This window comes from Rhodopseudomonas sp. G2_2311, from assembly GCF_047501505.1.
Taxonomy (GTDB): Bacteria; Pseudomonadota; Alphaproteobacteria; order Rhizobiales; family Xanthobacteraceae; genus Rhodopseudomonas; species Rhodopseudomonas palustris_H.
Genome location: NZ_JAZDRK010000013.1, coordinates 100,518 through 126,983, shown reverse-complemented (window position 1 = coordinate 126,983; position 26,466 = coordinate 100,518). Strand labels below are relative to the sequence as shown.

General features: G+C 64.6%; 25 protein-coding genes and 1 tRNA gene. 13 read left to right on the top strand and 13 right to left on the bottom strand.

Features of this window, described 5'->3' with window-relative positions:
* Nucleotides 1-27 precede the first annotated feature (27 nt).
* The 3 genes from VRZ08_RS17200 (at nucleotide 28) to VRZ08_RS17190 (ending at nucleotide 1,811) form a co-directional block, all read left to right on the top strand.
* Nucleotides 28-726 carry a pirin family protein gene (locus tag VRZ08_RS17200; protein ID WP_107354342.1) on the top strand — a complete coding sequence of 233 codons (699 nt, stop codon included), beginning with the start codon at nucleotides 28-30 and terminating at the stop codon, nucleotides 724-726.
* A gap of 173 nt (nucleotides 727-899) precedes the next feature.
* Nucleotides 900-1,499 carry an NAD(P)H:quinone oxidoreductase gene (gene wrbA, locus VRZ08_RS17195; protein ID WP_414533302.1) on the top strand — a complete coding sequence of 200 codons (600 nt, stop codon included), beginning with the start codon at nucleotides 900-902 and terminating at the stop codon, nucleotides 1,497-1,499.
* A gap of 162 nt (nucleotides 1,500-1,661) precedes the next feature.
* On the top strand, nucleotides 1,662-1,811 hold the full coding sequence (locus VRZ08_RS17190) for a hypothetical protein (protein WP_193528685.1): 150 nt from the start codon (nucleotides 1,662-1,664) through the stop codon (nucleotides 1,809-1,811).
* 288 nt (nucleotides 1,812-2,099) lie between these two features.
* Here the strand turns inward: VRZ08_RS17190 and VRZ08_RS17185 are convergent, their stop codons facing one another.
* The 3 genes from VRZ08_RS17185 to VRZ08_RS17175 are packed head-to-tail and all read right to left on the bottom strand — an operon-like array spanning nucleotide 2,100 to nucleotide 5,949.
* Nucleotides 2,100-4,388: a xanthine dehydrogenase family protein molybdopterin-binding subunit gene (locus VRZ08_RS17185; protein WP_414533316.1), complete on the bottom strand. Its 2,289-nt coding sequence runs from the start codon at nucleotides 4,386-4,388 to the stop codon at nucleotides 2,100-2,102.
* 41 nt (nucleotides 4,389-4,429) lie between these two features.
* Nucleotides 4,430-5,416 (bottom strand): FAD binding domain-containing protein, encoded by a 987-nt coding sequence (locus tag VRZ08_RS17180; protein ID WP_414533301.1) that lies wholly within the window; start codon nucleotides 5,414-5,416, stop codon nucleotides 4,430-4,432.
* Nucleotides 5,413-5,949 (bottom strand): 2Fe-2S iron-sulfur cluster-binding protein, encoded by a 537-nt coding sequence (locus VRZ08_RS17175; protein WP_414533300.1) that lies wholly within the window; start codon nucleotides 5,947-5,949, stop codon nucleotides 5,413-5,415. The genes VRZ08_RS17180 and VRZ08_RS17175 overlap by 4 nt, the downstream gene beginning before the upstream one ends.
* Nucleotides 5,950-6,243: 294 nt before the next feature.
* Between VRZ08_RS17175 and VRZ08_RS17170 the strand changes: the two genes are divergently transcribed.
* Nucleotides 6,244-6,789, top strand: a complete 546-nt coding sequence (locus VRZ08_RS17170; RefSeq protein ID WP_414533299.1) for a TetR/AcrR family transcriptional regulator — start codon at nucleotides 6,244-6,246, stop codon at nucleotides 6,787-6,789.
* A 77-nt stretch (nucleotides 6,790-6,866) separates the two neighbouring features.
* On the opposite strand, the gene VRZ08_RS17165 is transcribed toward VRZ08_RS17170, so the two are convergent.
* The 3 genes from VRZ08_RS17165 to cpdR form a co-directional block, all read right to left on the bottom strand.
* Nucleotides 6,867-7,139 carry a hypothetical protein gene (locus VRZ08_RS17165; protein WP_414533298.1) on the bottom strand — a complete coding sequence of 91 codons (273 nt, stop codon included), beginning with the start codon at nucleotides 7,137-7,139 and terminating at the stop codon, nucleotides 6,867-6,869.
* Between the two features lie 130 nt (nucleotides 7,140-7,269).
* Nucleotides 7,270-7,344: transfer RNA gene (locus VRZ08_RS17160), tRNA-Val, on the bottom strand.
* An 84-nt stretch (nucleotides 7,345-7,428) separates the two neighbouring features.
* Complete coding sequence (gene cpdR / locus VRZ08_RS17155) at nucleotides 7,429-7,788, bottom strand: cell cycle two-component system response regulator CpdR (protein ID WP_011156442.1); 360 nt, start codon at nucleotides 7,786-7,788, stop codon at nucleotides 7,429-7,431.
* Nucleotides 7,789-8,099: 311 nt separating this feature from the next.
* On the opposite strand from cpdR, the gene VRZ08_RS17150 reads away from it, so the two are divergent.
* The 3 genes from VRZ08_RS17150 to hisN all read left to right on the top strand — a co-directional run bounded on the left by VRZ08_RS17150 (nucleotide 8,100) and on the right by hisN (nucleotide 10,795).
* Entirely contained in the window at nucleotides 8,100-8,987 is an 888-nt protein-coding gene (locus tag VRZ08_RS17150) for an N-formylglutamate amidohydrolase (RefSeq protein WP_107354336.1), read from the top strand.
* 155 nt (nucleotides 8,988-9,142) lie between these two features.
* On the top strand, nucleotides 9,143-9,316 hold the full coding sequence (locus VRZ08_RS17145) for a Flp family type IVb pilin (RefSeq protein WP_107343061.1): 174 nt from the start codon (nucleotides 9,143-9,145) through the stop codon (nucleotides 9,314-9,316).
* Nucleotides 9,317-10,012: 696 nt separating this feature from the next.
* Nucleotides 10,013-10,795 (top strand): histidinol-phosphatase, encoded by a 783-nt coding sequence (gene hisN / locus VRZ08_RS17140; RefSeq protein ID WP_164571246.1) that lies wholly within the window; start codon nucleotides 10,013-10,015, stop codon nucleotides 10,793-10,795.
* 15 nt (nucleotides 10,796-10,810) lie between these two features.
* On the opposite strand, the gene VRZ08_RS17135 is transcribed toward hisN, so the two are convergent.
* The gene (locus VRZ08_RS17135; protein ID WP_414533297.1) at nucleotides 10,811-11,395 is read right to left on the bottom strand and encodes a TetR/AcrR family transcriptional regulator; all 585 of its coding nucleotides are present in this window, start codon (nucleotides 11,393-11,395) and stop codon (nucleotides 10,811-10,813) included.
* Between the two features lie 62 nt (nucleotides 11,396-11,457).
* Between VRZ08_RS17135 and VRZ08_RS17130 the strand changes: the two genes are divergently transcribed.
* Both VRZ08_RS17130 and VRZ08_RS17125 read left to right on the top strand, forming a co-directional pair.
* Entirely contained in the window at nucleotides 11,458-11,889 is a 432-nt protein-coding gene (locus VRZ08_RS17130) for a VOC family protein (protein ID WP_414533296.1), read from the top strand.
* A 32-nt stretch (nucleotides 11,890-11,921) separates the two neighbouring features.
* Nucleotides 11,922-12,689 carry a sulfite exporter TauE/SafE family protein gene (locus VRZ08_RS17125; RefSeq protein ID WP_107343058.1) on the top strand — a complete coding sequence of 256 codons (768 nt, stop codon included), beginning with the start codon at nucleotides 11,922-11,924 and terminating at the stop codon, nucleotides 12,687-12,689.
* 14 nt (nucleotides 12,690-12,703) lie between these two features.
* On the opposite strand, the gene VRZ08_RS17120 is transcribed toward VRZ08_RS17125, so the two are convergent.
* Entirely contained in the window at nucleotides 12,704-13,336 is a 633-nt protein-coding gene (locus VRZ08_RS17120) for a LysE family translocator (RefSeq protein WP_414533295.1), read from the bottom strand.
* 194 nt (nucleotides 13,337-13,530) lie between these two features.
* Here VRZ08_RS17120 and VRZ08_RS17115 point away from each other — a divergent pair, with 194 nt between their 5' ends.
* Nucleotides 13,531-14,916, top strand: coding sequence for a lytic murein transglycosylase (locus VRZ08_RS17115; RefSeq protein WP_414533293.1), 1,386 nt, complete (start codon nucleotides 13,531-13,533; stop codon nucleotides 14,914-14,916).
* A 38-nt stretch (nucleotides 14,917-14,954) separates the two neighbouring features.
* Here the strand turns inward: VRZ08_RS17115 and VRZ08_RS17110 are convergent, their stop codons facing one another.
* Nucleotides 14,955-16,361, bottom strand: coding sequence for a PQQ-dependent sugar dehydrogenase (locus VRZ08_RS17110; protein WP_414533292.1), 1,407 nt, complete (start codon nucleotides 16,359-16,361; stop codon nucleotides 14,955-14,957).
* Nucleotides 16,358-16,843, bottom strand: coding sequence for a DUF2231 domain-containing protein (locus VRZ08_RS17105; RefSeq protein WP_414533291.1), 486 nt, complete (start codon nucleotides 16,841-16,843; stop codon nucleotides 16,358-16,360). The genes VRZ08_RS17110 and VRZ08_RS17105 overlap by 4 nt, the downstream gene beginning before the upstream one ends.
* A gap of 345 nt (nucleotides 16,844-17,188) precedes the next feature.
* Here VRZ08_RS17105 and dapA point away from each other — a divergent pair, with 345 nt between their 5' ends.
* Both dapA and VRZ08_RS17095 read left to right on the top strand, forming a co-directional pair.
* Nucleotides 17,189-18,106, top strand: a complete 918-nt coding sequence (gene dapA, locus VRZ08_RS17100; protein ID WP_414533290.1) for a 4-hydroxy-tetrahydrodipicolinate synthase — start codon at nucleotides 17,189-17,191, stop codon at nucleotides 18,104-18,106.
* Nucleotides 18,107-18,252: 146 nt separating this feature from the next.
* Nucleotides 18,253-19,950, top strand: coding sequence for a DUF459 domain-containing protein (locus VRZ08_RS17095; RefSeq protein WP_414533289.1), 1,698 nt, complete (start codon nucleotides 18,253-18,255; stop codon nucleotides 19,948-19,950).
* A 112-nt stretch (nucleotides 19,951-20,062) separates the two neighbouring features.
* Here the strand turns inward: VRZ08_RS17095 and VRZ08_RS17090 are convergent, their stop codons facing one another.
* Complete coding sequence (locus VRZ08_RS17090) at nucleotides 20,063-20,797, bottom strand: SDR family NAD(P)-dependent oxidoreductase (RefSeq protein WP_414533288.1); 735 nt, start codon at nucleotides 20,795-20,797, stop codon at nucleotides 20,063-20,065.
* Nucleotides 20,798-20,936: 139 nt separating this feature from the next.
* Between VRZ08_RS17090 and VRZ08_RS17085 the strand changes: the two genes are divergently transcribed.
* Nucleotides 20,937-21,713, top strand: coding sequence for an SDR family NAD(P)-dependent oxidoreductase (locus VRZ08_RS17085; RefSeq protein WP_107354327.1), 777 nt, complete (start codon nucleotides 20,937-20,939; stop codon nucleotides 21,711-21,713).
* A gap of 1,109 nt (nucleotides 21,714-22,822) precedes the next feature.
* On the opposite strand, the gene VRZ08_RS17080 is transcribed toward VRZ08_RS17085, so the two are convergent.
* On the bottom strand, nucleotides 22,823-23,227 hold the full coding sequence (locus VRZ08_RS17080; RefSeq protein ID WP_414533287.1) for an endonuclease domain-containing protein: 405 nt from the start codon (nucleotides 23,225-23,227) through the stop codon (nucleotides 22,823-22,825).
* 885 nt (nucleotides 23,228-24,112) lie between these two features.
* Nucleotides 24,113-26,104, bottom strand: coding sequence for an ATP-binding protein (locus tag VRZ08_RS17075; protein WP_414533286.1), 1,992 nt, complete (start codon nucleotides 26,102-26,104; stop codon nucleotides 24,113-24,115).
* Nucleotides 26,105-26,466: the final 362 nt, after the last annotated feature.

Genomic DNA, 26,466 nt, shown 5'->3' with positions numbered 1-26,466 from the left:
CCCGGCGCCCGACATGAGGAGGCTTCAATGATTGAACTCCGTCCCTTCGACCGGCTCGGCGGCGCCGACCATGGCTGGCTCAAGGCCAAGCATCACTTCTCGTTCGCCAGCTACTACGACCCCAACAACATGGGCCACGGCGCCTTGCGGGTCTGGAACGACGACGAAATCGCCCCGGATACCGGCTTTCCGCCGCATCCGCATCGGGACATGGAAATCATCACCTATGTGCGCGACGGCGCAATCACCCACCAGGACTCGCTCGGCAACAAGGGCCGAACCGTCGCGGGCGACGTCCAGGTGATGAGCGCGGGTTCGGGCGTCCGGCACTCCGAGTACAACCTCGAGCCGGAGACCACCCGGATCTTCCAGATCTGGATCGAGCCGACGCAAGGCGGCGGCCAGCCGACCTGGGGCTCTAAGCCATTCCCGAAGGCCGACCGCTCCGGCAAGCTCGTCACCATCGCGTCGGGCTTTGCGACCGACACCGACGCGCTACCGATCCGCGCCGACGCCCGAGTGCTGGCGACGACGCTGAAGGCCGGCGAGACCGCGACCTACGACGCCGAGAAGGCGCGGCACCTCTATCTGGTCCCTGCCGTCGGCAACGTCGAGGTCAACGGGGTCCGCGTCAACGCTCGCGACGGCGCCGCGATCCACGGCGAGACCAAGCTCACCATCACGGCGCTCGCAGACGCCGAGCTGGTGCTGGTCGACGCGGCGTAAGGCCGTGCAGCCTTTCGTCACCCACAAACGTCATGCGCGGGCTTGACCCGCGCATCCATCCTACTTCGCAACAGTTCTCACGAAGAGGATGGATGGCCGGGTCAAGCCCGGCCATGACGGATAACTAACAACAATCACTCCCCACCCAATCACCCACCAAACGGAGACATCCCATGGCGAAGGTTCTGGTTCTTTACTACTCGGCTTACGGTCACATCGAAGCGATGGCCAACGCGGTCGCCGAAGGCGCGCGTCAGGCCGGCGCGCAGGTCGACATCAAGCGCGTGCCCGAACTGGTACCGCCGGACGTCGCCAAGGCGTCGCACTACAAGCTCGATCAGGCAGCGCCGGTCGCGACCATCGAAGACCTCGCCAATTACGACGCGATCGTCATCGGCACCGGCACCCGGTTCGGCCGCATGGCGTCGCAGATGTCGAACTTTCTGGATCAGGCCGGCGGCCTGTGGGCGCGTGGCGCGCTGAACGGCAAGGTCGGCGGCGCCTTCACCTCGACCGCGACCCAGCACGGCGGCCAGGAGACCACGCTGTTTTCGATCATCACCAACCTGTTGCATTTCGGCATGGTGGTGGTCGGCCTCAACTACGGCTTCGGCGACCAGATGCGGCTCGACCAGGTGACGGGCGGCGCCCCCTATGGCGCCACCACGATCACCGGCGGCGACGGCTCGCGCCAGCCGAGCGAAACCGAACTGGCCGGCGCGCGCTACCAGGGCAAGACCATCGCCGAAACCGCCATCAAGCTGCACGGCTAACGGCAACAAGGGAGGCGTGGCGGGGGGCTCAATCGCACCGCGCCACGCCTTCCGCCCAACTCAATGCAGATGCATCTATCGCATGCCTGCTGCGCTGCAGCGGGGCTACTGCGCCCGCTGCCTCGGCCCCATCTCACCTATTGCTAGTGGGGAGACGACGACATGCTCGAGATGGTGTTTATGCTTCAATTGGCGCGCAGCCCGCTGCAGGCGATGGCTAAGCGTTTAGTTTGCAAGAGCCTCAGCATCGCGACCTATGGCAAGCGGCAGTGCCGAAGCTGCACAGGTGCCACCCCGCCCGACGCGGACTGATTTCCACGACGATCGCCTGTACTTAGCCCGCTCATTAGCATGCAGTTCGAGCAGCTTTATCTTCGCTGAATCGAGCGCCCCGAGCGCTTCGAGGTTCATCCGTTTCCCCTCGGACCAGAAACCCATCATTGCGAGCGTAGCGAAGCAATCCATCAGCTCCGTACACCGAGCCATGGATTGCTTCGTCGCTTCGCTCCTCGCAATGACGGGCATGATTTCGCGACGCGGCGGAACGTTGATCGCCGCGAGCGATGGCGGGCCGCGAGCATCGTTACAGCCCGCCTTCTCTCACATCAGCTTATCGAGCGTCAGCGGCAGATCGCGGATGCGCTTGCCGGTGGCGTTGAACACGGCGTTGGCAACCGCCGCGCCGACGCCGGTGATGCCGATCTCGCCGATGCCGCGGGCACCCATCGGGGCACGCGGATCGGGAATGTCAGTCCAGATCACATCGATCTCCGGCACGTCGAGATGCACCGGGACGTGATACTCGGCCAAGCTCGGATTCATGATCCGGCCGTTGCGCTCGTCGAACTGCGTTTCCTCCATCAGGGCCAGGCCGAGGCCCATGATGATGCCGCCGCGGAACTGGCTGGCCGCCGTCTTCGGATTGAGGATACGGCCGCAATCGTACGAGCCGAGGAAACGCCGAACGCGGGTCTCGCCGGTAACGCTGTTGACGCCAATCTCGCAGAACAGCGCGCCGAACGAGTGCATCGACCAGTGCATGGTTTCGAGCGGCGCCGAAGCGCTGCCCTCGGCCGAGACGTGATCGCGGCCCGAACGGTTCAGGATCGACACGTAGCTCTCGTGACGCGACGTGTCGTCGAGCTTGGCGAGGCCGCCATTCACGGTGCCGACTTCCTCGGCGCTGAGGCCCGCCAGCGGCGAGTCGTTGCCGGCGAGCTTGAGCAGTTCCTTGATCAGTATGTGATGCGCAGCGATCACCGAAGCGCCAATCGACGCAGTCTGCTGCGAGCCGCCGGCCAGCACCACGCCGGGGAACGTCGAGTCGCCATAGGCAAACGTCACCTGATCGCGCGACAGGCCGAGCCGTTCGGCGACCACCTGGGTATGCGCGGTCGCCGTGCCCATGCCCATTTCGTGCGCGGCGATCTCGACCTTGGCGCTGCCGTCGCGGGTCAGCGTGATCCGCGCCGCACCGCCCGGCATGCGGTGATACGGATAGGTCGCGGTCGCGCATCCCATGCCGACCAGCCACTCCCCGTCGCGAACGCTGGCGGCGGTCGGATTGCGCTTCGACCAGCCGAAGCGTTCGGCGCCGGCACGCCACGCCTCGGCGATATGCCGGGATGAGAACGGCGTGCCCTTCAGCGGATCATCCGCGGGCTGATTGAGAATGCGCAGTTCGACCGGATCGATGCCGAGCGCCACGGCCATCTCGTCGATCGCCGACTCCATCGCGAAGGTGCCGACGGATTCGCCCGGCGCCCGCATGAAGGTGTTGGCCAGCATGTCGAGGTGTACCGTCTCGACGTCGAGCTTGATGTTGGGCGATCCGTAGCTACTCATCGTTGGCAGGATGAACGGCTCAGGGAACGCATTCTGTCGCGAGGTGGGGGCCGTGCCGGTGTGGATCAGCGAGACGAAGCGACCATCCGGCTCGGCGCCGATCGCGAAGCGCTGCTCGGTGAGCGTGCGGCCGCCGATCAGCCGGTACACGCCCTCGCGCGACAGCGCGATCCGCACCGGCCTGCCGGCGAGCTTGGCGGCCGCGGCGCCCAGCACCTGATGCTGCCATAGACACTTGCCACCGAAGCCCCCGCCGACGAACGGCGAGGTGACATGAACCTGCTCCTCGGCAATGCCGAACACATCCCCGAGCGACCACGCGGTGTGCTGCACCGCCTGCGAGGCATCGTGCACGATCAGTTTGTCGCCCTGCCACATCACCGTGGCGGCGTGCGGCTCGATCGCGTTGTGATTGTGCCGCGGCGTCGCGTAGCGGCCATCGACTCGAACCGGCGCTTTGGCGAACGCCGCTTCGGCGTCGCCCTTCTGCGCCTGGAGCGGCTGCCCCATGAACAGGCCAGGCTCGGTGCCCTTGGCCTTGGCAGCGGCATAACTGGTCAGCGCGGGTTCTGCCTCGTAGGTCGCTCGGATCAGCGAGACCGCGTAATCGGCCTGTTCCTGGGTGTCCGCCAGCACCACGGCGATCGGCTGGCCGTTCCAGTGGATGCGGTCGTCCTGCATGATCGGCAGATTGTCGCCGCCGCCAGCCTTCTCGGCGGTCATGAACAGCGGCATCGGCTTCATTCGCGGGGCGTTGCGGTGAGTCATCACCAGCGCGACGCCCGGCGCGGCTTCGGCCGCGGCAGTGTCGAGCGTGGCGATCCGGCCTTTCGGCACGGTGCTGAACATCAGTGCGGCATAGAGCATACTGTCGAGCACGAACTCAGCCGCGAACGGCGCGGCTCCGCGCACCTTGAGCGGGCCGTCGATCCGCGAGATCGAGGCGCCGATCGAGCCGTGTTTGGCGCGGATCAAAGGATCGGGATCGCCGCCCGGCATCCAACTGTCGGGCGCGAGCGCGACGGCTTTCTCCATCACGTCCATCGCGGCACCGCGCACGGCTTGTTTGGCTTCGTTGATGATGCTCATCGGGCATCTCCTGCGAGTTCGCCGAGGACGGCAGTGATCGTTCGTTTGGCCAGTTCGATCTTGAAAGCGTTGTCGCGCAGCGCGACCGCAGCGGTCAGCTCGGCTTCGGCGGCCGCACGGAACGCGTCCACGGTGGCCTCTTTGCCGCGCAACTCTTGCTCGGCCTTCAGCGCCCGCCACGGCTTGTGCGCGACGCCGCCGAGCGCCAGCCGGACGTCCTTCACCTTGCCGTCTTCGAGCTCGATCGCGGCCGCGACCGACACCAGCGCGAACGCGTAGCTCGAACGGTCGCGCACCTTGCGATAGGTCGAGCGCGCGGCGATCGGCTGCGCCGGCAGTTCGATCGCGGTGATCAGGTCGCCGGGCTGCAACACCGTCTCGATGTCGGGCCGATCACCCGGCAGACGATGGAAGTCGGCAAACGGCAGCGCCCGCTTCCCCCCGTTCCCTTCGACATGAACCACCGCATCGAGCGCCGCGAGCGCGACGCACATGTCGGAGGGATGCGTCGCCACGCAGGATTCAGACGCACCGAGAATTGCGTGATTGCGGTTGAAGCCTTCGATGGCGTCGCAGCCCTGCCGCGGATTGCGCTTGTTACAGCGCGAGCCGGCGTCGTCGTAAAAGTAAGTGCAGCGCGTCCGCTGCAGCAGATTGCCGCCGACCGTCGCCATATTGCGGATCTGCGCCGAGGCGCCTGCCAGAATGGCTCGCGACAGCATCGGATAGCGCCGGCGCACGGCGGGGTGCTCCGCGAGCGCAGTGTTGCGCACGGCCGCGCCGATCAGCAGGCCGCCACCCTCGGGCTCGGTGATGTCGGCCGTCAGGCGGGTGATATCGACCAGCGCCGCCGGACGCTCGATCGTCTCGCGCATCAGGTCGATCAGATTGGTGCCGCCGCCGAGAAATTTGGCCTGCGCGGCGCCGGCAAGCCGCAGCGCTTCGGCGACGTCGCCGGCGCGTGAGTAATCGAAGGGAGTCATTCTGCAGCCTCCGCATAGGTGTCGCGGATCGCCGCGATGACGCCGTTGTGCGCGCCGCAGCGGCACAGATTGCCGCTCATGCGTTCGCGGATTTCATCGTGGGTCGGCGCGATATGGTCGGCCGCCAGATCTCGGGTGACGTGGCTCGGAACGCCGCGCTGCAGTTCGGATGCCATGCCGATCGCCGAGCAGATCTGCCCGGGAGTGCAGTAGCCGCACTGGAAACCATCGTGTTCGATGAACGCCTGCTGCAGCGGATGCAGCCCCGCCTCGCTTGCGAGACCTTCGATGGTGGTGACGCTGCGGCCGGCGTGCTGCACAGCGAGCGACAGGCAGGACACGATGCGTTCGCCGTCGACCAGCACCGTGCAGGCACCGCAGGCGCCCTGATTGCAGCCCTTCTTGGTGCCGTGCAGATTCAGCGTCTCGCGAAGCAGGTCGAGCAGTGAGACCCGCGGATCGGCGGGAACCGGACAGTCCACTCCATTGATGCGGATCGCCGCGGCGGGCGCGACAGTTCGATCAGCGGTCATATGACCTCCTTGAGGACGGGATGAAGCAACGCGCGCGCAGCCGTATTCGCGCGCACATTGTGCGGAACGGAAAAATCGCTAACCGCCGAGCGGCTTATTAGTTCGGAGCGTTGGTTGGCGTGGCCGATGCCGCGTAGCCCGGCAGGCATCGATGTGAGATAACGGACCAGCAACTCCTTATACGGAACATCGTTCCGTTTATCAAGAGGTATTCCTGTGCCCGAAAAGCGGCCGCGCAAAGACGCCTCAGCGGCCGGTACGCCGCGTCGGGTCCGGGCGGACGCGCAGCGCAATATGAAGACGCTGCTCGAAGCGGCGCTGGCGGTGTTCGCGACGGCGGGCGTGGATGCGCCGGTGCGCGACATCGCCGAGAAAGCCGGCGTCGGCGTCGGCACGTTGTATCGGCACTTCCCGCAGCGATCCGACCTGATCGTCGCTGTGTTCCGCAATGAGGTCGATGCCTGCGCCGACGCGGCCACAGTCCTTGCGGTGGACTGTTCGCCGCTCGAGGCGTTGTCGCGCTGGATGCAGCGCTATGTCGACTTCATCGCGACCAAGCGCGGTTTGGCGGCGGCACTGTATTCGGGCAATCCGGCCTATGACAGCCTGCCGGCCTATTTCGAACAGCGGCTCCGCCCCGCGCTGCAATCGCTGCTGGATGCAGCCGGCGCGGCTGGCGAGGTTCGCCGCGATGTCGACCCGTTCGATTTGCTGAAGGCGGTGGCGCAGCTCTGCAATTCGGCGCCGGGAGGTGACCCCGACCACACCAGCCGGATGGTCGGGTTGTTGCTTGATGGCCTGCGCTACGGCGCAGTTGGCAGCAAGGCCAATCCGGGTTGAGGGGATGCTGCGGCCGGCCCCGCTGAATTCCACCTGAAATGAAAAAGCGGCCTCCGCGAGGGAGGCCGCTGGTCGTCTTAATCGTCATCGTGCTCGATGATCACACGGCTGCGGGGTTCTTCACGGTATTGCCGGCGAACCACGACGGTCTCATCGGGCTCGCTCTCGCGATAGATCCGGCGCTCGCGCACGTACCGATCTTCATGGCCGTAATACGGGCCGTAACTGGTGCCGACGGTGACACCTGCCGGCCCCACTCCAATGCCGACTTCATCGGCGCTGGCCGGCGCAGCGGCGGCGGTGGAAAGAGCCGCCAGCGCAGCGGCGGTGATGGCAATCTGCTTGATCATCGTGTCGCTCCATGCCGAATGGCGATGTTGCGCCAATTCGTCGCAGGCAGCTTCGTTCCGCCAAAGCAAAGCGGCCGCCGAGCGGTCAGACACGAGATCGGGGAAGATGAAATTCGACGATGCTGGGGAATGGTGGGCGCGACAGGGATCGAACCTGTGACCCCCTCGATGTCAACGAGGTGCTCTCCCGCTGAGCTACGCGCCCTCAGATCGTCTTCACGGGTGGCGTCCCTATATCGGCTCCGAGCCGGTCAGGCAAGGACACCAAAGCAGGATTTCGACGCCAATTTTACGCGGCCAGCATCTTATTCACTTCGCTGACCAATTCCCGCAGGTGCACCGGCTTGGCCAGAACCTTGGCGTTCTTCGGTGCGTCCGAATCGGAATTCAGCGCCACCGCGGCGAATCCGGTGATGAACATGATCTTGATGTCGGGATCGAGTTCGGAGGCGCGGCGCGCCAGCTCGATTCCGTCCATCTCCGGCATCACGATGTCGGTCAGCAGCATTTCGAACGGCTCTTCGCGAAGCCGCTGGTAGGCCGACATGCCGTTGTCGAACGAGGAAACCTGGAAGCCGGCGTTTTCCAACGCCTTCACCAGGAAGCGGCGCATGTCGTTGTCGTCTTCGGCGAGGAGAATTTTGTGCATGGTGGCTGGAACTTCAAATCCGGGCGAGGAAAACCGATCGATCCAGTTAGACCGAAGTCTGGTAAATTTCGGGTGAAATTCCCGTCGCCCATCACGTGAGGAAGCGAGGATAATCCTGCGCCCGATCGGGCTCTGAATCAACAAATCCGCAAGCGGGCACTTTTGTTCGGCTCCGGCGTTTCCGACACCGCTCTCTGGAATGATTTTGCTTGGCAGCGTCGGCCCGATTGCCGACAATACCGCTCACCAAATCACCAGATGCGCTGTCGCAGAGGCAGGAGACGGGCGGATTTGACGAGTGGCGGACGACGATGACCGAGTTCGACGGTGAGTTCTCCCCCGCCTTCGAGATCGCCGAACCGGCGGTCTGGCGCGCCCCGATCATTTTCAATTCGCCGCATTCCGGCTCGGTCTATCCGAACGCCTTCTTGAACGCCTCGCGGATCGATCTCGAAGCGCTGCAGCGCTCCGAAGATTCGTTCATGGACGAGCTGATCGGCCACCTGATCCACGACGGCTTTCCGGTGGTGCGGGTGCATTTCCCCCGCTCCTATATCGACGTCAATCGCGAGCCCTACGAGCTCGATCCGCGGATGTTCAACGGCCGGCTGCCGAGCTTTGCCAACACCCGCTCGATGCGGGTCGCCGGCGGGCTGGGCACGATCCCGCGCGTGGTCGGCGACGGCCAGGAGATCTACCATGAGCGCATCCATATCGACGACGCGCTCGGCCGGATCGAGACGCTGTACAAGCCGTATCATCGCGCACTGCGCCGCCTGATCAACCAGGCGCACCAGCAATTCGGCTCCGTGCTTCTCGTCGACTGCCATTCGATGCCGTCGGTCGGCATCTCGCGCGACGAGCCGAAGCGACCGGATGTGGTGATCGGCGACCGCTACGGCACCAGCTGCTCGCCGCTGATCGCCGCCGTGATCGAAGAGACGATGGCGGCGCGTGGCTATTCGACCGGCCGCAACAAGCCTTATGCGGGCGGCTTCATCACTGAGCATTACGGCAATCCGGCCACCGGGCTGCACACCGTTCAGGTCGAGCTCAACCGGGCGATTTACATGGACGAACGGCTGCGGCTGCGCAGCGACCGCTTCGCCACCGTGGCCGAGGATTTCAGCCGCCTCGCCGAGAGGCTGGCCGAGATCCCGCTGGACGATCTCCGCCCATTTCAGGCGGCAGCGGAGTAGCGGGCTTGGCGGACCAAGTGCCGTTTTGCCGCTTATCCGCGTCAATCGGCGAATCGTGCTCCTAAATTCACGGGAACCGATTCAGCCGGAATTAACGTGGAACCCGCAATCTTCAGTTGTGACCCCCCAACCGCAGGCTATCCTGGGAGAACAACGTGAAGCGTCTTGTTCTGAAATTCTTGTCGGAAGAATCCGGCGCCACCGCAATTGAATACGGTCTGATCGCCGCCGGCATCTCGCTGGCGATCATCGCTGCAGTCACCGGGCTTGGTGACAAACTGAATTCCACTTTCACATCGGTGAAAGACGGCCTCACCGGCGGCGGCTAGCAGACGGTCGATCGCGTCAGGACTGCACATTTAAGAAGCCGGGCTCCACGGCTTCTCGACGGCGTTCTCACCTGCCGCTCCCGACCTGATGCAGGCCGAGAGAGGTATTGCGTGGCCGAGAACCGCCGACGAACACCCCGCGATCAGGTGGCGACTGGCGAAGCTCAAGCGGCCACCGCGAGCAGACAGAGCCGCGGGCCCCGCCGAGCCTCGATCCAAAGAAAAGACAATCCGAAAAGAAAAAAGGGCCGCTTGCGATGGCAAGCGGCCCAAGTCTAGGGAGGAAACGCCCAAGGAGGGCAGCGATAGCGCGAGGCGCTACCGCACCGCAACAATATGCGACCGCGCCGCACAAAGCGCAAGTGTTTTCAGGCGATTTTCCATGCAAAAAACGCATGTCAGAGCACCGTCCACGCCGCGGAACTGCTGAAATTATTTGAGACAGATCAATGAGATGAACGAGGTCGCGACCAAAGCCCGCACCGCCTCCTCGGGCGATTCCGAGCGGTCTTGTCGCACCTGGTTCCCGCAGCGCCGCTAGCCGCTTCAAAGCTGTGAGTGCGGCTTATTGCCGACGATTCAGACTATGGACCGGGAGTCACCCGCCATAATAAAGGAGCAAGGGTTCGGCCGCTCCCGTCTAAGATGGTGGCGCGGTTCCATGTCCCGCCCGCAATGCTCGCAAAGGATCGCTCCGTGACGGTCATCGATTTCGCCGCCTTTATCGGCCGCCTTGCGACCTCGTCGGGCGACACCATCCTGCCGTTCTTCCGCACCACGCTGACGATCGACAACAAGCAGCCCGGCCGCGATTTCGATCCGGTGACCGAAGCCGATCGCGCCGCCGAAGCGGTGATGCGTCGGCTGATCAAGGCGAGCTTTCCCCAGCACGGCATCATCGGCGAAGAGTTCGGCAACGAGCGCGAAGACGCCGATTACGTCTGGGTGCTGGATCCGATCGACGGCACGAAGTCCTTCATCGCCGGCTTTCCGGTGTGGGGCACGCTGATCGCGCTGCTGCACAAGGGCGCGCCGGTGTTCGGCATGATGCATCAGCCCTTCATCGGCGAACGCTTCTCCGGCGACAATGGTTCGGCGACGTACAAAGGCCCGTCCGGCGAGCGCAAACTCGGTGTACGCCGATGCGCCGCTATCAAGGACGCGGTGCTGTTCACCACCTCGCCGCTGCTGATGAACGACAGCGACCGCGGCATTTTCGAGAAGGTCCAGGCCGAGGCGCGACTGACCCGTTACGGCGGCGACTGCTACTCCTACTGCATGCTGGCCGCCGGGCAACTCGACCTCGTGATCGAAACCGAGCTGAAGCCCTACGACGTCGCCGCGCTGATTCCCATCATCACCGGAGCCGGCGGCATCATCACCACCTGGGACGGCAAGCCGGCGCAGAATGGCGGCCGGATCATCGCGGCGGGCGATAAGCGCGTGCACGAAGCTGCGATGAAGATCCTCAACGCCTGAACCACGCCTTAGCGGTCATCGCCGCAGCCCTTCGATCAGCGCCCGCAGTACAGCGAGGCAGCTCTCGCGGTCGCCTCCTTGCGCAATCTCCAGCGCGGCACGATCGAACGCCGCGCCGAGCAGCTTCGCGGCCGCCTCGACCGGAATCGGTGCGATCGCCTGCTGTTCGATCGCCGCCTCCAAGCCCTCCCGCAGGGTCCTGACGCCGTGCCGCGCATCGATAGCGTCGGCCTCGGCGCGGCCGAGCACCGCGGGCGCCTCGATCAACAACAGTCGCGTGCGGCCCGGCGCGGCCATCGCGGCCAGATAGGCTTGCCCCCCGGCGATCAAAGCCTTGAGCGGCGAGCCGTCAGCAGCGCCAGCCTCGACCTCCGTGGCGACGGCCGCGGCTTCGGCCTCGACGACGGCCAGAAACAGCGCCTGTTTGTCGGCATAGTGGTGATACAGCGCACCGCGCGTGACGCCGGCGGCCTCCACCAGATCGGGCGTGCTGGTGGCCGCATAGCCGCGAACCACGAATGCCTCGCGGGCCGCTGCGATCAGTGCCGCCTGGGTGGCACTGGACCGTTCGGGGTTGGTGCGTCGCTTCGTCGCCTTCATACATACAGCCTGCATGTTTTATACATACACACTGTATCTTTTTCTTGGCGAGGAGGAAAGCGATGCGATCGACCAGCTACTACCCGGTGATCATGACGTCGGATGTCGCCGCGACGGCGGCGTTCTACTGCCGGCATTTCGGCTTCCGTCCGCTATTCGAAGCCGACTGGTACGTGCACCTGCAGTCGGCCGAAGATCCTGCCGTCAATCTGGCAATTCTCGACGGCCAGCATGCGACGATTCCCGCCACCGGCCGAGGCCAGGTGTCAGGCCTGATCCTGAATTTCGAAGTCGACGATCCGGACCGCGAATATGCGCGGCTGCAGCAGGCCGGTCTGCCGATCCTGCTGTCGCTGCGCGATGAAGATTTCGGCCAGCGCCATTTCATTACTGCCGATCCAAACGGCGTGCTGATCGACATCATCAAACCGATCCCGCCGAGCGCGAACTACGCGGCGCAGTATGCAGGTGGCGCCGCTGCCGCACAGCCATGAGCGAAGCACGGGTTGTGTGAAGCTCGGCGAGTGTGCAATCTGCGGCCGTGTTCGATCCGTTTCTCCTCATCATCGCTGCGGTCTTCGCGTTCGCCGGCTTCATCAAAGGCGTGATCGGTCTCGGTCTGCCGACGGTGTCGATCGGATTGCTCGCCGTCGCCATGCCGCCCGCCCAGGCGGTCGCCATTGTGATCGTGCCGGCGATCGTCACCAACATCTGGCAAACCTTCGCTGGCAGCTATCTGCGGGACATCCTGCGCCGGCTGTGGCCGCTGCTGCTCGGCACCGTGATCGGCATTCGCCTCGGCGCCGGGCTGATGACCGGCCCCTATGCCCGCTACGGGTCGCTGGTGCTCGGCGTGCTGCTGGTCGCTTATGGCATTCTCGGCCTCAGCAAGCGCAGCTTCCACGTCGCGCCGAACCGTGAGAAATGGATCGGCGGTCCGGTCGGGCTGATCACCGGAGTGATCTCGGCGGCGACCGGCGTGCAGGTGATTCCCTCGATGCCGTATCTGCAGGCGATCGGGATGGAAAAGGACGAGCTGGTCCAGGCGCTCGGCGTGTTCTTCACCACCGCGACGCTGGCGCTGGCCGTCAACCTCACCGACGCCGGCCTGCTGTCGACCGCCACCGCCCTGCCGGGCCTGATCGCGCTGGCGGCCGCGTTCGCCGGCATGTTCGGCGGCCAGGCGGTGCGCACACGGATGCATCCAGACACATTCCGGCGCTGGTTCCTGATCGCCCTGATGGGGCTCGGCCTGTATCTCGCCGCCACCACCCTCGTGAAGCTAGTCGGCTAGCGTCGCGTCCTCGGTCAGGCGCGCGCCAGCGCCACCCGGATGCCGAGCGCGACGAACAGCGCCCCGAGACCGCGATTGATCCATTGCAGCACCGAGCCGGAGCGTCGCAGCCGATCCGCCGCCCGCGCCGCGAAGGCCGCGAGCGCCAGGCAATACAGCGTGCCGTTGACCACGAAGATCAGCCCGAGCACCAGAAACGCCAGCGCCTTATCGGACGCATCGGCGGCGACGAACTGCGGCAGGAAGGCGAGAAAGAACAGCGCCACCTTGGGGTTCAACACATTGGTGAGCATGCCCTGGCGAAACACCGAGCCCAGCGACAGCGTCGGGGCAGCGCCTGCGGTGGCGGTGAAATCGCTCGGCTTCGACAGCAGCATCCGTAATCCCAGCCAGATCAGATAGGCGGCGCCGATCCATTTGAGCACGCTGAATGCCAGCGTCGACGCCAACAGCAGCGCCGACAGGCCCGCGGCCGCCGCCGCAACGTGGACCAGGCAACCAGTGCCGACGCCGAGCGCCGCAGCCGCCCCGCCGCGCCAGCCGAACTGCAGGCCGCGGCCGACGATGTAGGCGGTGTCCGGCCCGGGCGTGACATTGAGCAGCAGCCCGGAGGCGACGAACAGCCAGAAGTCGTGAATGCCAAGCATCTCGGTCCCATTCCCATGCGCGTTTCCCACCATCCTCCGGCGATCGCACCGGCCGTCAAGGGCCACCGCCGCACGTGAAAACTCGGTACGGGCGCGGGCGGCCGGACGGCAAAAAGCCGCTTTGTTAAGCTGATGGAAACCATCACGGCGCCTCCTGCCCCGGGGGCCTCGCAACAGGTGGGATGCAATCGGCGATGACGGGACACAACCGGCTGGCAGCTGCCGCGCTCGCGGCATGGTTCGGCGGCGTGGCGCTTTCGGCCACGGCGGCGCAGGCGCAATCCGGCAATCCTCTGAACTTCCTCGACAGCATTTTCGGCAATCCGTCGCCGAGCCGCCCAGCCGCGCCCGGCGCGAGCGCGCCCTCCGGCGGCAGCTCCGCCGCACAGCCCTGGAGCGGCGAGGACGGCGCTTCGGGCCATCCGCTGATGACCGCAGCGGCGATCCGCGAGGCCGCGGCGAATTTCGACAATTGCGTCGCGGCGATGTGGCCGGACGCGGCGCGCCGCGGCATCTCGCGGGAATCGTTCGAGCGCTACACCGCCGGCCTGTCGCCCGACCTGCGGCTGATGGACCTGATGGATTCACAGCCGGAGTTCACCAAGTCGATCTGGGATTATCTCGACATCCTGGTCAACGACACCCGCCTCGCCAAGGGCCGCGAAATCCTGGCGCAGTACAAGCCGCAGTTCGACGCCGTCGAGCGCGCCTACGGCGTCGACCGCTACATCATCGCGTCGATCTGGGGCATCGAGTCGAACTACTCGACCCAGATGGGCGATCGCTATGTGGTGAACTCGACCGCGACGCTGGCCTGCGTCGGCCGCCGCCAGGCGTACTTCAAGGACGAATTCCTCACCGCGCTGGAGATCCTGCATCGCGGCGATCTGCGGCCCGAGCAGCTGCGCGGCTCATGGGCCGGCGCGTTCGGCCCGACGCAATTTATGCCGACGGCGTTCAAGCGTTTCGCGGTCGATGCCGATGGCGACGGCCGCCGCGACGTGGTCGACAATCCCTACGACCTGATCGCCTCGACCGCCAACAACCTGAAGAAGGACGGCTGGCAGGCCGGCCAGACCTGGGGTTACGAGGTCGTGGTGCCGCGCGGCTTCAACTACATGCTGGCCGACCGCCGCCAGACCCAGACTCTGGCGCAATGGGAGCAGATGGGGCTGCGCCGCGCCGGCGGCCAGCCGTTCCCGCGCTCGAGCGAAAAGGCCTATCTGCTCGCCCCCGCCGGCGCCGCCGGTCCCGGCTTCCTGATGCTCACCAATTTCCGGGTGATCATGAAGTACAACCCGGCCGAGGCCTATGCGCTGGCGATCGGCCATTTCGCCGACCGGCTGCGCGGCGGCCCGCCGTTCGTGCAGGCCTGGCCGCGTCAGGAGCGCGCCCTGTCCCGCACCGAAAAGCTGGAGTTGCAACAGCTCCTCGCCCAGCGCGGCTTCTACCGCGGCACTCCCGACGGCCAGTTCGGCTCCGAAACCCGCAGCGCTCTGCGCAACTTTCAGGCTTCAATCGGCGCACCGGCGGATGGATTTGCGACGGGGGAAATGTTGGAGAGGTTGAGAGGGCGCTGAGTTCAGCGCGCCCCTCGAAGTTCACTTCCGACGAGTGATTACTGCTGCGGGCTCGGCGTTGGTGCAGCACCGGTTGTTGTGCCAACTCCTCCCGCTGTCTGCGGCGTGGCGCCAGTTGCGGTGACGCGCCACACCGTGTTGCCGACATCGTCGGCGATCAGCAGGGCGCCGGATTTATCGATGGCGACGCCGACCGGGCGGCCGCGGGCTTTGCCGCTTGGGTCGAGAAAGCCGGTGACGACATCTTCGGCCTTGCCGTTCGGCTTGCCGCCGTCGAACGGCACATACACCACCTTGTAGCCGTTGAAGTGCTGCCGGTCCCACGAGCCGTGCTCGCCGACGAAGGCGCCGCCGCGATATTTCGCCGGCAGGCTGGTGCCGTTGGCGAACGCCATCCCGAGCGGGGCGACGTGTGAGCTGAGCGCGTAATCCGGCACGATCGCCTTGGCCACCAGATCGGGCCGCGGCGGCTGCACCCGCGGATCGACGTGCTGACCATAGTAACTGTACGGCCAACCGTAGAAGCCGCCGTCCTTCACCGAGGTCATGTAGTCCGGCACCAGATTGGGGCCGAGCTCATCGCGCTCGTTGACGACCGTCCAGAGCGCGCCGGTCTGCGGCTCGATGCTGAGGCCGTTGGGATTGCGCAAGCCCGTGGCGAACAGCCGCCAGCGCCCGACAGCGCGGTCGACCTCCCAGATCGCGGCGCGGTTCTTCTCCGCCTCGAGGCCATTCTCGGTGATGTTGCTGTTGGAGCCGACGCCGACATACAGCAGCGCGCCGTCGCGGCTCGCGACCAGGCTCTTGGTCCAGTGATGATCGATCGGACCGCCGGGCAGCGGCGTCAGCACCGTGCCGGGCTCGCTGATCTGCGTGTCGCCGGGATGATAGGTGTAGTGCATGATCGCGTCGGTGTTGGCGACATAGAGGTCGTTGCCGACGAGCGCGACGCCGAACGGCGAATTGAGATGGTCGAGGAAGGTGCTGCGCACGTCGGGAACGCCGTCGCCATTGGCGTCGCGCAGCAGCGTGATGCGATTGCTCGGCTGGTTGGCACCGCTGCCGCCCGAGGTGACGAAGGACTCGACCCATCCCATCACCAGATCCTTCGGCCGCTTGATCGGCTCGCCGGGCGGCTTCTTCGATTCCACCACCAGCACATCGCCGTTCGGCAGCACGTAGAGCTCGCGCGGATGCTGCAGGCCGGTGGCGAGTGCGGCGACCTTGAGGCCTTCCGGCGCGCTCGGCGTCTCGCCGTCCTTCCATCCGACCACCGGCGCCAGCTTCATCGGCGGAAACAGATACTGCTGCGGTTCGGGCAGATTTGGATTCGGCCCGATCTGGCTGGAGACGTCGAAATGATCGTCGCCGCCGCAACCGGCGAGCGTGAGCAGCGACGCACAGGCGACGAGCGTGGCGGTGCGCTTGAACATGACGGTGCTCATCCGGCGCCTCCGACACGATAGCGATACACCAGCGCCCACCCCATCCAGCCGGTGACCAGCAGGACCAGCACCGTCAGCACCGACAGCGTCAGCCCCCACGGCACCACCGAGGTCCAGGCATCGTGGGTGTGCACCAGCATGTTGAGGGTGGCGAGCAGCAGCACCACGAGATTGCCGATGCCGTGAATCCACGCTGCGGTGAGATTGCGGATGGCGCGGCGCGCGAGCAGATCGACGGCGCCGAAGATCGCCGCCAGCCAGCCGATCACCACACCGGCGCTCACCAGCCAGGCTGAGAAATTCGACCAGGTGATCTCGGCGGTCTTCCAATAGGCGAGATCGGTGAGCAGCGCGCCGACGAAGCAGGCGATCGGGATAGGCACCAGCATCGGATGGATCGGATGCGCGCCGATCCGCGCGGTCGATGCCAGTCGGACTGAGTTTGCAGGGACTGAGTGTGCGGGGAATGCGTCGTGCGCCATGGCGAGAATCCGCTGCCGTCTTCCTGTCAGGGTGCGAACACCGGCGGTGCCGCGATGTTCCTGAAGACGGCGGAGTAAGCAGGCCCATTCACGGCATTGTTTGCGGCAGACGCGCAGGCCGAAGCCCGGCGCCCCGCTTGACACCCGGCTGCGCGCCGCCCATCCTCCGCCGCATGATCCGCCGTGCCGCCGCTTTGAAATCGAAAGCCAGCGCTCCTTCAGGGGCCGGTGGCTTGCGCGCGCGATAGATCAATCTCGCCTTCACGCATGCACCCAACCCCGCCGGTTTCGACGGGGTTTTTTGTTGCAGCTCCGCCTCCGGCCCGACCTCTCAGGAGACCGAAGATGGAGACGACCCTGAACGCGACAGCCGAACAGCCGCGCGGGCTGTGGCTGCCGCTGATCACGCCGTTTCGGGACGGCGCCCTCGACGCCGCATCGCTGCGCCGGCTGATCACCCACTACGCGCGGGCACCGCTCGACGGGCTGATCCTCGGCGCCACCACCGGCGAAGGGCTGACGCTGGACGAGACGGAGCTCGAGCGCCTGGTGATGCTGACCGCCGACACGCTGGCGGCGGGCGGCCGCAAGCTTCCGGTGTATCTCGGGCTGTCCGGCAGCGACACGCGCAAGCTGGTGAAGACCCTGGCGCGGACTGCGCGCTGGCCGATCGACGGCGTGCTGATCGCCTGCCCGTATTACACCCGCCCCTCGCAGCAGGGACTGGTGCTGCATTTCGAAGCCGCAGCCGACGCCACCGCGCGGCCGATCCTGATCTACAACATTCCGTATCGCACCGGCGTCAATCTGCAGAACGAGGCGATGCTGCGGCTCGCCGAGCGCGCCAACATCGTCGGCGTCAAGGATTGCTGCGCCGATCCTGCGCAGACCGCCGAGCTGCTGCGGCTGCGGCCGCCGGGCTTTGCGGTTCTCACCGGCGAGGATGCGCTCGCCTTCGATGCCTTAAGCCGCGGCTGCGATGGCGCGATCCTGGCCTCGGCGCATCTGGAGACCGAGGCGTTCGCCGCGATGATGCATCGGCTGCAGGCCGGCGATCGGCTCGGCGGAGCGACCGAATGGCAACGCCTCGCCGACCTGCCGAAGCTGCTGTTCGCCGAGCCGTCCCCGGCGCCGGTGAAACATGCGCTGTGGCGGCGGGGGCTGATCGACAGCCCGGAGGTGCGGCTGCCGATGACACCGGTGTCGCCCGCGCTCGCCGCCGCCCTCGATGCGCGGCTCCCGCCCGGCCGATCCGCGGCTTAGGCGGTCCGATGCGGCCCGGCCGAAGCCCTTGACGGGCGCGGCCGGGACCGCCTTATGGAGCCGGCGAAAGCTGCCCGGTTGCGGCCCGAATCCGCTAGTATAGGGATCAGCTTCCGTTCTTCCGGTGGCGATTGCGCAAGATCCGCATGTCCGACAAGCCGAGATCCTTCTTTGGCGTCTTTACCGAGCGCGGCCCGCTGGGCGCGCTCGCGGTCGCCGGCGTGCTGCTGTTCGGCATTGTCGGGCCGGCATCGGCGCAGTTCTTCGATTTCGGCGGCCCCCCGCCCGCCCGCCAGCAGCGCGGCGGCGGCGGTGGTGGCGGCTTCGGCTGGTTCGGCAACGACGTGTTCCAGCCGTTCCACCAGAACCAGCCGCAGCGCCGCGCCGCCCCGCGCGAGGACTATTCCAAGGCGCCCGCGCCCGAGAAGCGCGAGACGATCCCGGATCGGACCGTGCTGGTGCTCGGCGACTCGATGGCCGACTGGCTCGGCTACGGCCTGGAGCAGGCTTACGCCGAGCAGCCCGAAATGGGCGTGGTTCGCAAGTTCAAGACCATCTCGGGCCTGCTCCGCTACGCGCCGAAGGGTGAGCCGTCGGATTGGGTCGCCGCCGCCAAGGAGGTGATCGCCCAGGAGAACCCGGACGCGATCGTGGTGATGCTCGGCCTGTCGGACCGGATTGCGATCCGCGAGCAGGCGACGACGCCCGAGAAGGACAAGAAGAAGGACGACAAGGCCGCCGCCAAGCCCGGCGAGGAGGCCAAGCCGGACGCTAAGACAGACAACAAGACAGACAACAAAACCGACGCGAAGCCTGACGGCAAAACCGACGCCAAGCCGGACGATAAGGCCGCCGACAACGCCGCAGCGGATGACGACGAGGACGACGACGACTCGCTGCGGATCATGAACGAAAAGGGCAAGCGCGCCGCAGGCGGCATCGCCCAGTTTCGCGAGGATCGCTGGTCGGAGCTTTACGCCAAGAAGATCGAGGACCTGATCAACGTCCTCAAAGCCAAGAACGTCCCGATCCTGTGGGTCGGCCTGCCCGCGGTGCGCGGCACCAAGGCGACCTCGGACATGCAGTTCCTCAACGCGCTGTATCGCGACGGCGCCGCCAAGGCCGGCATCACCTATGTGGACGTCTGGGACGGCTTCGTCGACGAAGGCGGCCGCTACGTGCTGCAGGGCCCGGACTTCGAAGGCCAGATCCGCCGGCTGCGCTCGTATGACGGCGTGTATTTCACCAAGGCAGGCGCCCGCAAGCTGGCGCATTACGCCGAGCGCGAGATCGCCCGCCTGCTGGCAGCGCGCAGCGGCCCGATCGCCCTACCGACCGAACCGGCCGCGCCCGACACAGCCGCCAAGCCTCCGGCAGGCCCGGCGCCGCGCCCGGCCGCCGGTCCGATCCTGCCGCTGGTCGCTTCTTCAGTGTCGACCGACCGCCTGCTCGGCGGCCCGGGCACCGCGCCGGCGCCGGTCGATGCGCTGGTTGCCCGCACGCTGGTGAAGGGCGAGCCGCTGGCGGCGCCCGCCGGCCGCGCCGACGACGACGTCTGGCCGCGCCGGGAAGTCTCGATCGAAAAGGCCCAGGAGCCGCCGCCGCCGAAGGAGCAGCCGAAGCCTGAGACCCCGGTGGCAAGCGCCAAGCCCAGCGGCGGCGCGCCGAGCGCTTCGGCGGGATCGCAGCCGCAGCAGCAACAGCAGCGCCGTGTCGCCCGCTCCGCACCGCCGCCCCCGCCGCCGACCGCGTCCGGTTTCTTCGGCTTCGGCGGCCCGCCGCAGCAGCAAGGCCGCCGCGCCCCGCCGCCGAGCGCGTCGGGCTTCTTCTCGATCTTCCGCTGAGGCGCACGCCCCTCTCGTGGTCATTCCGGGCCGCGCTGCGCCTGTCCCGGAATGACGACTGGTTAGTTCGCAGGATGGGTTTCGCTGCGCTCAACCCATCCTACGAGCTCCGCTACAAAATCAGCCCGCCGTCGACCACCAGCGTCTGGCCGAGCACATAGGCCGACAGCGGCGACGCCAGGAACAGCGCGGCGCCAGCCATGTCTTCGGGCGTGCCGAGGCGCTTCATCGGAATGCCTTCGATCGCGCCGGCGAGCCGCTTCGGGTTGTCGGTGGTGACCTTGGTCATCTTGGTATCGACCAGGCCGGGCGCGATGCCGTTGACGCGAATGCCATCTTCGGCCCAGGCCTGCGCCAGCGTCCGGGTCAGCCCGTAGGCGCCGGTCTTCGACGCGTTGTAGGCCGGGTTGCCCTTGGTGGCGTGGAACGCCGCAGTCGACGACACGATGATCAGCTTGCCGGACGACGCCTTGAGCTGGGCGTGGAATTTCTCCGCACAGGCCATCAGGCTCATCAGGTTGACTTCCATCACGTGGCGGAAGCCGTCCATCTCGAACTCACCGCGGCGGTAGATCACCGCACCCTGCGCCAGCACCAGCACGTCGAGCCGTTCGATCGGCGGCGCGAACGCGTCGACCGCCTGGGCCTTGCCGACGTCGAGCTGCACGTAAGTCAGTCCGTCGAAATGGCTGCCGTCTTCAGCCGAGTAGTCCGACGGCGCCGCGCGCGTGCCGGTGACGCAGACCTTGGCGCCGCGGGTGCGAAACGCCTGCGCGATGCCGTTGCCGATGCCGCTCGAACCGCCGACCACCAGCACCTGCTGGCCACTGAAATCGAGATCGTTCACGCGCGTCCTCCTGTTTGTTGTTGTTCGTCGTCTGCGCGACGTTTGACCTGTGTGTCGATCGATGCCAGCCTTGTCAATTGGAAGACACGCGCGCCGCGCGCCTGCACATTCCGCAACAAGAAACAACCGGAGGAAACCGATGTCGTACAAGCCGCTCAGCCGTTCCGTCAAAGGCCTGCGCGTTCTCGTCACAGGCGCCGCGAGCGGCATGGGCCGCGCCACCGCCCACGTGTTCGCCGACGAAGGCGCACGCGTCGCCGTCACTGATGTCACCCTCGCCGGCGCGCAGCCGGTCGCCGACGCCATCAAGGCGCGCGGCGGTGATGCGACCGCGTTTGCGCTCGATGTCGGCGACGCGCAGGCGATCAAGAGCGGCGTCGAGCACATCGCGCAATCACTCGGCGGGCTCGACATCGTCATCAACAATGCCGGCATCTCGGCGGCGCTGCCGATCGATGATGCGGGCTACGATGCGGTGTGGGAGCGCGCGCTCAACATTCTGCTCACCGCGCATCCGCGCGTGATCCGCGCCGCGCTGCCGTATTTGCGCAAGTCGCAATCTCCGCGCATCGTCAACATCGCCTCCACCGAAGCGCTCGGCGCCACCGCAACTCACAGCCCGTATTCGGCGGCGAAAGCCGGCGTCACCGGCCTGACGCGCTCGCTCGCAGTCGAGCTCGGCCCCGAAGGCATCACCGTGAACTGCATCTGCCCCGGCCCGATCACCACCGGAATGACCGACCGTATCAGCGCGGACCACAAACAGAAATACGCCCGCCGTCGCACCGCTTTGCACCGCTACGGCGACCCGGAAGAGGTCGCCCACATGACGCTGAGCCTGTGCCTGCCGGCGGCGTCGTTCATCACCGGCGCGGTGATCCCGGTCGACGGTGGTTTGATGGCACGGAATGCGTGAGGATCACATGATCCTCACGTTTGTCATTCCGGGGCGCGCGAAGCGCGAACCCGGAATCCATACGCCGCAGCATCAGTGATGCGGCAAAGACGTAGTAACGGGTGCCTCGACGTAACCGCGAACACAGGGGCTATGGATTCCGGGTTCACGCAGCTTCGCTGCGCGCCCCGGAATGACTCGTGGATAGTTGGTACCTGATAGCGCCGCCATAACGTCGCCCCACCCTCAGCCGTCATCCCCGCGCAGGCGGGGATCCAGTATTCACGAGCGGTCACGTCAGGGCACGGCATCACAGCAACGCTCTGCAACCAGGTCGCCCGATCACGTCGGGCGATGCCGCAGCCGCGCGGCGCAAGCGCACGGCGCTCATCCCATTTTCCGATCCACACTGTCAAACAGCCACGGCCGATCGCTCTCGCGGCTCGATGAGCCCGAGTTCTGCGCCCGTCGCTATCGTAGCGAGGGGCGGGGGCGCGCCGTGCGGCGCTAAGGGTGGATCTTGTCGCGAGGGCTTGCGATCCCTCGCGCAACGCCTCACGGCGCGCCCACCGCGGCGATCTTTGGGCCGAAGGACCGTTCTTCCGGGACACAGCGAGCTTGCGGGCTTTCCCCGGCCTCCACTGTACCCGTCCAGCCTCTGAAGCGGCGGCCGCTCGTAGTAGCGGCGGACGGTCACCCTCGGCCTCCCGGGCCACGTGGCTGCGAACCACGCAACGCAGGACGCCGCCCCTCTCCCCGCCTCAAGACGCCTCCGGAGGCGCCCCTCGATGGGAGAGGTTAATGTGCATTTATTCCTAACCGTCGTACTTGTCAACGTTGATTTTGCCGCCTAGCGGCGCGCGCATTTCCACTGCGTGTTTCGAGCCCGGTCGACGGCGGCCCGATGGCGAGGAATGCGTGAGGGCTATCCGCTAAGGGTAGCTCGGGCGATTAGTCGTCCGCGCCGCGCCTCTCCCTGCACCGTCGTTCCGGGGCGCTCGCAACGCGAGCGAGCCCGGAACCCCGAGCTGATAGCAAAGAGATTCCGGGCTAGCGACCTAGCAGTCGCGCCCGGAATGACTCGGGGTGGGCTGAGGTCACAACTCGACGTCAACGCCAGACGTCACCCATCACCCGCCACGCTCTCCCGCTCCTTCATGGATGGGAGGACCGGTTCGCGGTACGTGAGGTCGAATGGCCGGGGTCGCCAGCGCATCGAGCACGGTCTGCATCACGCCGTCGAAGTATCGATCGATGTCTGAATCCCAGAAGTGCAGCACACGGAAGCCTTGCCGGCGCAGGACAACACCGCGCTGCCGATCTGCGGTGAAATAAGCCGGCATGGCGTGCTGATCGCCATCGGCTTCGATGATCAGCCTGGCGGATAAGCAGACGAAGTCGACCACATAGCAACCGATCGGCGCCTTCCGCCGGAAGTGAAAGCCGCGCGGCTTAAGCCCGCGCAGCCCAACCCACAGCCGCCTTTCCTGGGGTGTGAGACGCTTGCGAAGTCCACGTGCGGTGGCACTGGCCACGGCTGATCCTCTCGCTCGGCTGCAAGAGCTTCGATCCGCGTGGCTGCTTCGTCAACCAGGACGGGTAGTAGGCGAGTAAGATTCGCGCGCCCCGCGCGCAGCCGCTGCCGGCTCCGCAGGGCCAGATGCCACTTTATGGAAGGGGAGGATGAAGGCAGGAGCCGCAGCTTCGTAGCAGCTCGTCGAGACGACCACCGTCATTGCCGGCTTAACCCGGCAACCCATCCTCTTCGTACGAGACGATTTTCGACCACGGCGCGCTCTGCGTGCGATGGACGCTCAGCATTCGCCGTGGCCTGTAGGATGGGTTGAGCGCAGCGAAACCCATCAACCCTACCGGACCAATAGAAGGCATCAAACCCAGCTACTTCTCGTCCTCTCGTTCTGTGCCTTCGCGCGCAGCCACCAACGGCTTATTCGACAATTCAAACTCCCCCTGAGGATTGAAGCTTTCCCGTCTTGCCAAAGGCGAGCGGACTCGCTCCTGATAATCCGCAACCTTCAAATAACTGCCGAGCCGACAGCGATCTTTGCGCAAGTGCGCGTTAACGAATCTTCCAGGTAGTCTGCCCCGCTTCCGTGCCATGCCACCTTCCTCGCCGAAATAAGTGGCGCCCTTCGGTGCAGCAGAGGTTATTCGATTCGAAGAAATTGATGCGGTAGTCGCGCAGTATCGATTCAGTCAACAGCAGCGACAGAGCATTTGCGAGGGCGCCCACTTTCCCCAAGCCGCTCGTAGTAGCGGCGGACGGCGACTCTCGGGCCACGCGGCTGCGAACCACGCGACGGAGGACGCCACCCCTCTCCCCGCCTCAAGAACGCCTCCGGAGGCGCCCCTCGACGGGAGAGGGTGATCGACTTATATTATATCATGAGTGTCAATAGTCACTCTCTGAATTGCGTTTTATGTTCAGCCTTCAGGCCCTCTGGATCAGAAAAGAACCTAATCAGATCACGAAGACAAACAACGTCGGCCAGTCGGGCTTTTTCATACCAGAGGGAATGGGTCGCTCCGTAGAATTGTCGGGATGCACCCTCCTCTCCAATCATATAACTACGCAAAGCGTATCGCTCGTGATAGAGATCGCCGATACTCCAACACACTACACAATTGATTTCATTCTGAAATTTTATCTCCTTCGCAAAATCTGAAATAAGTCCATCAAGATCCAGCTTGTACTCCAAGACTAAAGGACGCGACTCCTTCTGTGAGATGATCTTATGGTTCACACCCAGAGGATTCGATTCCAAATTGAACCCAAAACGATGAACTTCATCAAATCGACAAACGTAGCACCCATCATAGCGGGTTTGCTGATTAGTCCCCAGGAAGCGAACCCCTTTGACTACCTCCATTCCCACAAGCTCGTGGAAGACTGCTATTACATCCTGCTCGGACTGAGGAATGCTTGTGTATGCCAGATGACCACCGTCGAAGGCAAACTCTAGGGGATTAGCAACGCGGTGCGACTTCCGATCTTCCAGCCAATGGTACGTCTCCGTTTCGTCGGCAATATTGGCTGCACCGGTGTCTTCGCGCATCAAGTACAGATATCGCTTGAATATGTTGACCACCTGCCGGGAAAGATCCTCTGCCAGAGCTTTTAGCTCAGGTTGAAAGACCTTCCGCCCCATATCCGGGTTGCCATCAACGAAATGAACTACGACATGTGTCGCGGCCTGATATCCGATTGTTGAGGTGAGTGGGATCACCATTGGGTCACCCTGAATCATAAAATCACTGGCGACTAACAAGCCACCCTTCATCAGCAGCGGCTCCTTTCGGATCCGCAGCGTATCTACCTGGAACGCCTTCCAACTTTTTGCAGTACTGAGAAAACAACCGTATACGGATACGTTGTGACGCCTAATCAACTCCTGCTGGTCAGCCTCGAAACGCTGACCCGCAAATGGAGAGTCGTCTCTCAGAATCTGCTCAGCGTCCCATATCCCCCAAATCGCATCGATTCGGCGAAGGTCCTGTGGGATCCTTGAAGAGTCCCCCTCTATCCCAGAGAGAGCTTTGACAACATCTTCATAGGACCGCACTCGAGGCAAGATTTCGGATAGCTCGTGTGGGTAAGGATACTCGACAAAACTAAAATCTTCTTGAGTGACGCTGTTGCTATAATCATTAACTTCGATGTTCACCTTCACCTTAGGGGGCTGCGCTCCAGCGAGATAGATACCTCCAAGAGGCGTCCTCATCCGCAATAGCCAATACCATTGAGTAGCAGTCGTCGCGCCCCACCAACCCAAATCTGGTCGAACACCTTTCGGAATGGAGATTTCGATTGCGGTTCCAGATGCCTCGCCCGCCAGTTCGGACACATCGAAATTGTCAGCTTCTAGCTTCGGCCTAGAAAATGAACCAGACTGGTCGTCAGCCCATTGACGCCCCCCAACGAGCCTCACCGAGAGTCGAGAGTTTGCTGTCTTTGTGAAGAGACGGATCTGGCCGTAGCCATAAGCGAGAAAGGTAGCACCTACGCCTTTGTGTCCGCGAGATTCCTTGCGACTCTTGAAGCTAACGTTGGGTCGAAAGCAGAATTTTGCCTCATCGAATGACATACCTACGCCATTATCCACCACGCGAATATTTCGGTTAGCGATGTCGATCTTTATGTACAATTTAGGGGAATAGCCGGGCTCATTCTGCTTAGAGCGCTTGTCACAAGCATCTAAGGAATTCTGTATTAGCTCCGAAAAGATATCGAAATATCCAGTGTAGCTTTTCAGAATATTTTGCACGACCCGCTGAGTCGCTTCTTCGAAAATACTCTTGTCGGGACCGCCGAAATTAATCCCCTCAAGCAACGGATCGAATCCTTCGAGGGTGTCCTTTGCGGGCGCCACCTGTTCAAGCATTTGGTCCATAGGTCTTTCCCCAGAAAATTGGCAGAGGTAGCGTAACGCAACGGTCGCGAGCATGAAAGCAGCCTCAAGCGGCTACTCTCAGGATACTTTTTGAACAATTGACTTGGGGCTAAAGAATAGAAGACGTTGTACGCTCCGGCCTCAGCGTCAGCCGGCGCGGCTCGAGTTCTTCAAACCGCGCGGCTTAGCACTGCCTCGCCTCTGACGCACTGCAATCCGGGATCGCCCAATTTGCTTCGCGATGCCGTAAGTAAGCAGGGCTGGCGCTGCCGTTGGATCCTAATTGAGGATGTGGCGCCCGCTATTCTTAGGACGGCTCGGCTATGCGGGCGCGCACAAACATGGGTGTTGCTACACGCAAC

Excerpts from the sequence above, each read along its gene's own strand:
- VRZ08_RS17200 (WP_107354342.1), top strand. The coding sequence starts at position 28 with ATGATTGAACTCCGTCCCTTCGACCGGCTCGGCGGCGCCGACCATGGC.
- wrbA (WP_414533302.1), top strand. The coding sequence starts at position 900 with ATGGCGAAGGTTCTGGTTCTTTACTACTCGGCTTACGGTCACATCGAA.
- VRZ08_RS17190 (WP_193528685.1), top strand. The coding sequence starts at position 1,662 with ATGCTCGAGATGGTGTTTATGCTTCAATTGGCGCGCAGCCCGCTGCAG.
- VRZ08_RS17185 (WP_414533316.1), bottom strand. The coding sequence starts at position 4,388 with ATGGACGTGATGGAGAAAGCCGTCGCGCTCGCGCCCGACAGTTGGATG.
- VRZ08_RS17180 (WP_414533301.1), bottom strand. The coding sequence starts at position 5,416 with ATGACTCCCTTCGATTACTCACGCGCCGGCGACGTCGCCGAAGCGCTG.
- VRZ08_RS17175 (WP_414533300.1), bottom strand. The coding sequence starts at position 5,949 with ATGACCGCTGATCGAACTGTCGCGCCCGCCGCGGCGATCCGCATCAAT.
- VRZ08_RS17170 (WP_414533299.1), top strand. The coding sequence starts at position 6,244 with ATGAAGACGCTGCTCGAAGCGGCGCTGGCGGTGTTCGCGACGGCGGGC.
- VRZ08_RS17165 (WP_414533298.1), bottom strand. The coding sequence starts at position 7,139 with ATGATCAAGCAGATTGCCATCACCGCCGCTGCGCTGGCGGCTCTTTCC.
- cpdR (WP_011156442.1), bottom strand. The coding sequence starts at position 7,788 with ATGCACAAAATTCTCCTCGCCGAAGACGACAACGACATGCGCCGCTTC.
- VRZ08_RS17150 (WP_107354336.1), top strand. The coding sequence starts at position 8,100 with ATGACCGAGTTCGACGGTGAGTTCTCCCCCGCCTTCGAGATCGCCGAA.
- VRZ08_RS17135 (WP_414533297.1), bottom strand. The coding sequence starts at position 11,395 with ATGAAGGCGACGAAGCGACGCACCAACCCCGAACGGTCCAGTGCCACC.
- VRZ08_RS17130 (WP_414533296.1), top strand. The coding sequence starts at position 11,458 with ATGCGATCGACCAGCTACTACCCGGTGATCATGACGTCGGATGTCGCC.
- VRZ08_RS17120 (WP_414533295.1), bottom strand. The coding sequence starts at position 13,336 with ATGCTTGGCATTCACGACTTCTGGCTGTTCGTCGCCTCCGGGCTGCTG.
- VRZ08_RS17115 (WP_414533293.1), top strand. The coding sequence starts at position 13,531 with ATGACGGGACACAACCGGCTGGCAGCTGCCGCGCTCGCGGCATGGTTC.
- VRZ08_RS17110 (WP_414533292.1), bottom strand. The coding sequence starts at position 16,361 with ATGAGCACCGTCATGTTCAAGCGCACCGCCACGCTCGTCGCCTGTGCG.
- VRZ08_RS17105 (WP_414533291.1), bottom strand. The coding sequence starts at position 16,843 with ATGGCGCACGACGCATTCCCCGCACACTCAGTCCCTGCAAACTCAGTC.
- dapA (WP_414533290.1), top strand. The coding sequence starts at position 17,189 with ATGGAGACGACCCTGAACGCGACAGCCGAACAGCCGCGCGGGCTGTGG.
- VRZ08_RS17095 (WP_414533289.1), top strand. The coding sequence starts at position 18,253 with ATGTCCGACAAGCCGAGATCCTTCTTTGGCGTCTTTACCGAGCGCGGC.
- VRZ08_RS17085 (WP_107354327.1), top strand. The coding sequence starts at position 20,937 with ATGTCGTACAAGCCGCTCAGCCGTTCCGTCAAAGGCCTGCGCGTTCTC.
- VRZ08_RS17075 (WP_414533286.1), bottom strand. The coding sequence starts at position 26,104 with ATGGACCAAATGCTTGAACAGGTGGCGCCCGCAAAGGACACCCTCGAA.